Here is an 8,418-nt window from a genome sequence, read left to right on the forward strand (position 1 = left end):
CTGCCACGGATTCAGTGGAGTTATGCCGAAGGCATGTTCGATGACAGGTTCCGCCCGCTCAAGTGGCTCAAGAAAGCCGCGTATGTCGGTACGCTGACCTTCCATCACCGCACGCAATTCGAGAATCTGGAAACGCGCACCCGCTGGCCCATGCCTTGCACTGCAGGCGAAACTTCTGCCGTCATCGACTTTGACGGGCGGGTTCGAGCCTGCGAATTGCGCAAACCGATCGGTAACCTGCGCGACCATGGCATGGACTTTCAGGTCTTCTGGGAGAGCCCGGCCCGGCAGGACGAACCCCGGCAAATCCAATGCGATCAATGCTGGTGCACCCATGTGTGCTTTATTCACGACAGCCTGCGGTACTCTTATAGAGCAACGCTTTTCGAGATCCCGAAGAACTACCTGCTTCGAAAAGCCTGGTGAGCGTTATGAAGCCTGTAAGAGTGCCCGATCTCCGGGCCATGAAAGAGCGGGGCGAGAAGATCGCCGTCTGGACCGCTTACGATTTCACGATGGCGCGTCTCCTCGATCGCGCCGGAATCGACGTGATTCTGGTCGGCGATTCGCTCGGGATGGTCGTCCTCGGCTACGACAACACGCTGCCCGTAACTCTTGAGATGATGATCCATCACACGGCCGCCGCCAGCCGCGGCGCCAAGCGCGCTTTGATCGTCGCCGACATGCCGTTTCTGACCTACCAGTTGAGTCTTGAAGATGCCATGCGCAACGCCGGCCGGTTGATTCAGGAAGGCGGCGCGGCAGCGGTCAAGATCGAGGGCGGCCGGCAGATCGCCGACACCGCCAAACGGCTGGTGGAGATCGGTGTTCCGGTCATGGGTCACATCGGCCTGACGCCGCAATCCGTTCATCAGCTTGGCGGTTTCCGGCAACAGGGACGCGATTCCGAAGCGGCCGACCGGCTGGCAAAAGATGCCGAGACCCTGGAACGCGCCGGCGTCTTCGCCGTGGTGCTGGAATCCATTCCAGCGGATCTCGCCGGACGAATCACGGCGAGCGTGAAAATTCCAACGATCGGTATCGGCGCTGGATCACAATGCGATGGCCAGGTCCTCGTCAGCCATGATGCTCTCGGGCTTACCGATGCGCCTCCGCCCTTTGCAAAACAGTACGCGCAGCTCTCGGATCAGATCAGCTCAGCCGTGCGCGCATATATAGAGGATGTCCGTGCGGGCGGTCCACACCGTTAAAGAACTCCGAAACGCCCTGGAGGCTGCCACAAATATCGGTCTTGTGCCGACAATGGGCGCTTTGCACGCCGGGCACGAGAAGCTGATTGAGACGGCGCGCCGGGAATGCGGCACGGTTGTGGTCAGCATCTTTGTCAATCCCACACAATTTGGACCTGGCGAGGACTATTCCCGCTACCCGCGCACGCTGGAACAGGACCTGTCGGCCTGCGAACGCCTGGGCGCCGACCTTGTCTTCTCGCCTTCCGTGGAAGAAATGTATCCCGAACCACAGCTGGCGTTCATTGACGTGGCGCGCGTCAGCGAACATCTGTGCGGCAGATTCCGGCCGGGACATTTTCGGGGCGTAGCGACAGTTGTTCTGAAACTACTGAACATCGTGCAACCGCAGCAGGCCTATTTCGGCGAAAAGGATATGCAGCAATTGGCGGTCATCCGCCGAATGGTGACGGATCTGAATCTGCCGGTCCGGATTATCGGCGTAGCGACGGTTCGTGAAGGAGATGGTCTGGCTCTGAGTTCACGGAACAAGTATCTGAATGATGGCGAACGGAAAGCTGCGCCGGCTCTATATAAGTCATTGCGGGAAGCGGCGGCGCGGATACAGGAAGGGGAAACGGATGCCGCCGCGGTACGCCTTGCGGCTATGGGAATTCTTCAACAGGAGCCACTGATCCGCGTGGAGTATTTTGAGATTGTAGACCCCAAGGATCTGCAGCCGGTTGCGGCAATCCGGAATCCCGTCCGGATCGCGGCCGCCATCTGGATTGGCAAAACTCGACTGATCGATAACATTGCTGTCAATGATTTCTAGCCGCAGATGACGCGGATGACGCAGATGGCCGCGTTAAAGGTCTTTTTGCGCTTATATCTGCGTCATCCGCGTCATCTGCGGCTAATGAATCCCCGCGTTCTGGTATCCTTACTGCCTTATGAAAAAGGATATCCATGTTGCGCATAGTCCGGATTCGGACGACGCGTTCATGTTCTACGCCCTGGCCACAAAGAAGATCGACACCGGGGACCTGAATTACGTTCACAAGCTGAGTGACATCGAGACGCTGAACCGGAAAGCCATGAAAGGCGAGTACGAAGTGTCCGCGATCTCGTTCCACGCCTACGCGTATATGTCCGACAAGTACGCCCTGATGTCGTGTGGCGCGAGTATGGGCCAGAACTACGGCCCGATCGTCGTATCCGGCAAGCCCATGCGGGCGAAGAGTCTGGCGAACAACAAAATCGTTGCGATTCCCGGCACATTGACGACAGCCTTCCTCGCGCTCCGTCTGTTCGAGCCGGATGTCCAATACAAAGTGGTTCCGTTCGACGAGATTCTGGAAGAGGTTCAGAAAGGCAACTACGACGCCGGTCTTCTCATTCATGAAGGCCAGCTGACATACCGCGAGATGGGGCTGCACAAGGTGCTCGATCTTGGCGAGTGGTGGTTGAAGGAAACCGGCCTGCCGCTTCCTCTCGGCGGCAACGTCATCAAGCGGGATCTGGGCAAGCGATTGATAGACCGGATCGCGGTCGACATTAAGACCAGCATTCAGTACGCGCTCGACCACCGTGTTGAAGCGATGGACTATGCCATTCAATTCTCCCGCGGCCTCGACACGCAGCGTGTCGACCGGTTCATTGGAATGTATGTGAACGAACTGACGCTGGATTACGGCCCGCAGGGCCGTCAAGCCGTGAAAAAACTGCTGCAGGAAGCCTACAAGAAGAAGATCATTCCCGAACGTGTTGAATTGGATTTCGTCTAATCCTTAAATGAGCGGCTACTAATGAGCGGCGACACACCCCAGGAACTGGCTGCCCGGCTCTGGCAGGAAGCTTATCAGCATCAGATGAACAAAGAGCTGGACGAAGCCGTCGAGCTCTACCAGCGCTCCATTGCCGCGTATCCCACCGCTGAGGCCTACACATTTCTCGGATGGACATACAGCTGGATGGGACGTATCGACGCTGCCATCGAGCAGTGCCGCAAGGCGATCGAAGTCGACCCGGCATTCGGCAATCCCTACAACGACATCGGTTCCTATCTCATGATGAAAGGCAAGAGCGATGAGGCGATTCCCTGGTTCGAGCGCGCTCTGCAGGCACCGCGATATCAAAGCTACTGCTTTCCTCATATGAACCTGGCCCGCGTTTTCGAATCGAAACGCGATTGGCTTCGCGCAAAAGACGAGTACCACAAAGCCCTTGCAGAGAATAAAGACTACACGCCCGCAGCCCAGGGATTGGCGCGCATCCGCGGCTATCTGAATTAACGATTCTTCCTGTTGTCGTCCTGGACGTTCTGCTCTACAATCGTCTTATTCTTATTTGCTTCGGTGAATCATGATTAAAGTGTGTGTCGTCGATGATCACGCTGTTGTTCGCGAAGGCCTGAAGCGCATCATTGCTGAAAATCCCGGAATGGCTGTCACTGCCGAGGCGGGTGACGGACATGAAGCCCTGAGAATTCTCAAGAACGAACCCTGCGACGTCGTTCTGCTGGACATTACGATGCCCAACAAAAGCGGGCTCGATGTTCTGAAAGAATTGCATGCCGAATCGCCGCGCCTTCCGGTTCTCGTATTGAGCATGCATGCCGAAGATCAATACGCCGTGCGCGTTCTCCGCGCCGGCGCCGCCGGTTACCTGACGAAGGAGACCGCGCCTGCAAAACTGGTTCAGGCCATCCGCAAAGTCATCCGCGGAGGAAAGTACGTCAGCTCCACGCTGGCGGAAAAACTCGTCTTCGATCTCGGGGGAGACCCTTCGAAGGCGCCCCACGAAGTTCTTTCGGATCGCGAGTACCAGGTCCTTTGTATGATCGCCTCCGGCAAAACCGTTACGGATATCGCAGAAGAACTCTCCCTCAGCGTAAAGACCATCAGCACCTACCGGGTCCGCATCCTCGAAAAGCTCAATATGAAGAACAATGCGGAAATTACCCGCTACGCCATAAAAGAAGGACTGGTCGATTAGACCAACGTTATCGTTTCGTCGGAAAGACAAATCACCTTTGCAGGGCAAAAAGGTCAGACGGACTTTTGCAATCTGTCTAAACGCGCAAGAGACGCGTCGCGTTGCTCGGGCGGAATCTGCAAGGTCATTATGCGATCACGGATCAGTTTCGGCTCTGCAAGCCGGTGTTGCAAGAGTCCGGCAAGAAACAGCAGATCTTTTTCGCGGGCGGCGACGAGTTTGGAGACGGCAAGATCGTGAACTTCAAGGCAAAGTGCGGTGCCGTCTCCGGTATTCTTGTTGTGGACCGGAATCAAGCGCTCCCGCCTCGATCGAAACCAGCAGTTCCTCTGGAGGCTCAGGGAACTGGCCGAGGATTGCCTGGCTGCCAATCACGACGAACTCCGTAGCACCAGAAATTGCCGCTGCGGCTCGAATGATGTGTTCAAGCTGCGGGCGTTGCATGGCGAAATCGTGCTTTAATGTCCCAGACCTCGGACGCGGGAAGTATCCCAGCAAACGGTGAGTTTTGCCGCAGACGCTGACCTTCGCTGCTTTCTGCGATTAAGGCCATGCAGACCTCTGCTACCGGTCGCATCAGTAATTCACGCCATTCCGCGTAACAACGCAATAGCGATGGCGCACTACCGTTCTGGCGCGACCATCGATCCAGATTGCCGCGGGCGAAATTAAGCCACTCGGGGTGGTCCGGCAGGCGGGAGGCAATCCGGATCGCCAACTCCAGACTCACAGCGTCCTGAAAACCGTGGTCCACCTCCCAAAACTACCATAACTGGCACCGAAGCACCAAATGATGCAGTAAGTTACGAAGTTCTTTAACGGAATTCCAAGACGAGGGATTGCCAACTCTAAACGTAAGATCGCGTTCCCGCGTTTAGTTTCGCCAAATCTAAACGCGAGATTGCCAACTCTAAAGGCGAGAAGCCGATCTTGCCGTTTGTTTTGCGAAATCAAACGGCGAGATCGACAACTCTAAACGCGGGATCGCGATCTTGCGTTTAGTTTCGCCAAATCTAAACGCAAGATTGGCAACTCTAAAGGCGGGAAGCTGATCTTGCCGTTTGTTTTGGGAAATCGAACGGCGAGATCGACAACTCTAAAGGCGAGGTCGCGATCTCGCCTTTAGTTTCGCCAACTCTAAAGGCAAGATCGCAATCTCGCATTTTGTTTTCGCGAATCTAAACACAGGGAACCGATCTTGCAATTTGTTTTGGCGATCTTGCCGTTTGATGCGTGAGTTGTCTAACCGATGGTTTTTATGCAAAGCCGACTGGACCTAACCTGTCCGCCAACCCTAATATCTTGCGTAGGCAGTCTAAATAAGCACAATATAGGGAGGGAGCACGCATGAAAGAGGAAGTCCTGGACGTCAAAGCCGGGGAAAGCGTCAATCTGGCAAAGGCTCAGAAGGGCCTGGAGTTCCGGCGGTATTTCACCCGGGAGGGTCTCTCGCCGTTTGACACGGTGGAGTGGGAGTACCGGACCGCGGCGATTACCAACGAATCCGGGGAAGTCATCTTCGAACAGAAGAACGTCGAAGTGCCGAAGAAGTGGTCCATGACGGCCACCAACATTGTCGCTTCCAAGTATTTCCACGGCAAACGCGGGACTCCCGAGCGTGAAACCAGCGTTCGCCAGCTCGTCGGCCGGGTGGCCACGACGATTACAGGATGGGGCCGGCAGGGTGGATACTTCGCGGGCGACCAGGACGCCGCGATCTTCCACGACGAGCTGGTGCACCTTCTGCTCCACCAGATGATGGCATTCAACTCGCCCGTCTGGTTCAACTGCGGGGTGGAAGTGAAGCCGCAGTGCTCCGCGTGCTTCATCAATTCGGTCGACGACACTATGGGGTCGATCCTCGAGCTTGCGAAGACCGAAGGGATGCTCTTCAAGTGGGGGTCGGGTACGGGCAGCAATCTCTCTCCGATCCGCTCTTCCAAGGAACAGCTTTCGGGCGGCGGGACCGCGTCCGGTCCGGTTTCTTTTATGCGCGGTTTCGACGCATTTGCGGGTGTCATCAAGTCCGGCGGCAAGACCCGCCGTGCGGCGAAGATGGTCATATTGAATGTGGGCCATCCGGACATCGTCGAATTCATCAACAGTAAAGCGAACGAAGAGAAAAAGGCCTGGGTTCTGCTCGATAACGGTTACGGCGGCGGCGTCGACGGGGAAGCGTACTCGTCGATCTTTTTCCAGAATGCGAACCACAGCGTCCGCGTTACCGACGAATTCATGCATGCGGTCAGCAATGACGGCGACTGGAGCACCCGGTCCATCGTGAGCGGCGAGCCCGTGGATACCTTCAAAGCGCGCGAGTTGATGCGCATGATCGCGGAATCGGCCTATATCTGCGGCGATCCCGGAATGCAATATGACACCACGGTCAATCGCTGGCATACGTCGAAAAATACCGCTCCGATTAATGCGTCCAATCCATGCTCCGAGTACATGTTCCTGGACGATTCCGCCTGCAACCTGGCGTCGCTGAACCTGCTGAAGTTCTCCGATAAAGACGGCCGGTTTGAGATCGAAGCCTTCCGGAAGGCGGTGGACGTCACGATCACAGCGCAGGAAATCATTGTCGGTTTTGCCTCGTATCCGACGAAGAAGATCGAGATCAATTCTTTTAACTATCGTCCGCTCGGTCTCGGCTATGCCAATCTCGGCGCACTGTTGATGTCGCAGGGCATCGCTTATGACAGCGACTACGGCCGCGATTACGCCGCCGCCATCACCGCGATGATGACCGGCGAGGCGTATCTGCAGTCGGCGAAGATCGCCGGTGAACTTGGCCCGTGCGCCGGGTTCGAAGTGAATCGGAAGCCCTTCCTCGATGTGATGCGAATGCACCGGGATTCGGTGAAGCGCATCAACCGGAACAACGTTCCGACCGAAATGTACGATACGGCCTGGAATATCTGGTCGGATGCCGTCGATCTGGGCGTCCTGCACGGCTACCGGAACGCACAGGCATCCGTTCTGGCGCCGACCGGAACCATCGGTTTCATGATGGATTGCGATACGACGGGCATCGAGCCGGATCTGGCTCTCGTGAAATACAAGAAGCTGGTGGGCGGCGGCACGATCAAGATCGTAAACAACACGGTTCCTCCCGCTCTCCGGAAGCTTGGTTACGACGATCCATCCGTGAAAGCCATCGTCGACTACGTTAATGAACGCGGCACGATCGAAAGCGCCCCGGGATTGAAGCTGGAACATCTGCCGGTCTTCGATTGCGCGTTCAAAGCGACCAACGGCAGCCGTTCGATCCATTACATGGGCCATCTCAAGATGATGGGCGCCGTGCAGCCGTTCATTTCGGGGGCGATTTCCAAGACGGTGAATCTGCCTTCCGCCGCCAGTATCGAAGAGATCGAGCAGGCCTATATCGAAGGCTGGAAGCTTGGATTGAAAGCCGTCGCTGTCTATCGCGACGGTTCCAAGCGGACGCAACCTCTCAGCACGAGTGCCGATGACCGGAAGGCCGGGTCTGCAACCGTGACGGAAATCCGCCCTGTCCGCCGGCATCTCCCGGTCGAACGGCATTCGATTACGCACAAATTCTCGGTTGCCGGTCACGAAGGCTATCTGACGATCGGAATGTATGAAGACGGGACGCCCGGCGAGATCTTCATCGTCATGGCCAAGGAAGGTTCCACGCTTTCCGGGGTCATGGACAGCTTCGCCACAACCTGTTCCATGGCGCTGCAGTATGGCGTGCCGCTGAAGGTGCTGGTCGACAAATTCAGTCACACGCGGTTCGAGCCGTCAGGATTCACATCGAACCCGCAGGTGCCCTATGCGAAATCCATCATGGACTACATCTTCCGTTACCTGGCCTCGAAGTTCCTGCCGGCCGAAGAAGCCAGAGCTCTTGGCGTCCAGGTGGAGCAACCCGCGCTGACGCCGCTGACCGTGCATACACCGCCGACGCCGCTCGGTAGTGTGTCCAGCGCTCCCATGAAAAAGGGTGCCCTGGTGGACATTGAGGATCGGGACGCCCCGGCCTGTTACGAATGCGGCTCGCTGATGGTCCGTAACGGCGCTTGCTATAAGTGCTTGAATTGCGGTTCGACGAGCGGCTGCTCGTAAGAAGAAGTTCTGGCCGCGGATGACGCGGATAACGCAGATCGATCTGCGTTATCCGCGTCATCTGCGGCTGGTTATTTTTCCGGTGCCTGCTGTATTGCCGATTGCAGTTGCGCCCGATCTGCTGGTGGGTGGAAGT

8 protein-coding genes are annotated in these 8,418 nt (G+C 56.7%); 7 read left to right on the top strand and 1 reads right to left on the bottom strand.

Annotated features, from left to right (window positions below; all coding sequences use genetic code 11):
• From VGK48_05250 to VGK48_05275, 6 genes are all read left to right on the top strand, one after another.
• Nucleotides 1–426 (top strand): SPASM domain-containing protein (locus tag VGK48_05250; protein ID HEY2380570.1); only part of this gene is annotated, 426 nt, incomplete at its 5' end.
• 5 nt (nucleotides 427–431) lie between these two features.
• A complete protein-coding gene (panB, locus tag VGK48_05255; GenBank protein HEY2380571.1) occupies nucleotides 432–1,211 on the top strand; it encodes a 3-methyl-2-oxobutanoate hydroxymethyltransferase in 780 nt (259 codons plus the stop codon).
• A complete protein-coding gene (panC, locus tag VGK48_05260; GenBank protein HEY2380572.1) occupies nucleotides 1,183–2,025 on the top strand; it encodes a pantoate--beta-alanine ligase in 843 nt (280 codons plus the stop codon). Before panB ends, panC begins: the two co-directional genes overlap by 29 nt.
• A gap of 118 nt (nucleotides 2,026–2,143) precedes the next feature.
• Entirely contained in the window at nucleotides 2,144–2,977 is an 834-nt protein-coding gene (locus VGK48_05265) for an MqnA/MqnD/SBP family protein (GenBank protein HEY2380573.1), read from the top strand.
• 21 nt (nucleotides 2,978–2,998) lie between these two features.
• Nucleotides 2,999–3,484: a tetratricopeptide repeat protein gene (locus tag VGK48_05270; GenBank protein ID HEY2380574.1), complete on the top strand. Its 486-nt coding sequence runs from the start codon at nucleotides 2,999–3,001 to the stop codon at nucleotides 3,482–3,484.
• Between the two features lie 70 nt (nucleotides 3,485–3,554).
• The gene (locus tag VGK48_05275) at nucleotides 3,555–4,187 is read left to right on the top strand and encodes a response regulator transcription factor (protein HEY2380575.1); all 633 of its coding nucleotides are present in this window, start codon (nucleotides 3,555–3,557) and stop codon (nucleotides 4,185–4,187) included.
• Between the two features lie 53 nt (nucleotides 4,188–4,240).
• On the opposite strand, the gene VGK48_05280 is transcribed toward VGK48_05275, so the two are convergent.
• Complete coding sequence (locus tag VGK48_05280; protein HEY2380576.1) at nucleotides 4,241–4,483, bottom strand: hypothetical protein; 243 nt, start codon at nucleotides 4,481–4,483, stop codon at nucleotides 4,241–4,243.
• Nucleotides 4,484–5,534: 1,051 nt separating this feature from the next.
• Here VGK48_05280 and VGK48_05285 point away from each other — a divergent pair.
• On the top strand, nucleotides 5,535–8,282 hold the full coding sequence (locus tag VGK48_05285; protein HEY2380577.1) for a vitamin B12-dependent ribonucleotide reductase: 2,748 nt from the start codon (nucleotides 5,535–5,537) through the stop codon (nucleotides 8,280–8,282).
• Nucleotides 8,283–8,418 lie beyond the last annotated feature (136 nt).

The organism is Terriglobia bacterium (genome assembly GCA_036496425.1).
GTDB lineage: Bacteria > Acidobacteriota > Terriglobia > 20CM-2-55-15 > 20CM-2-55-15 > 20CM-2-55-15.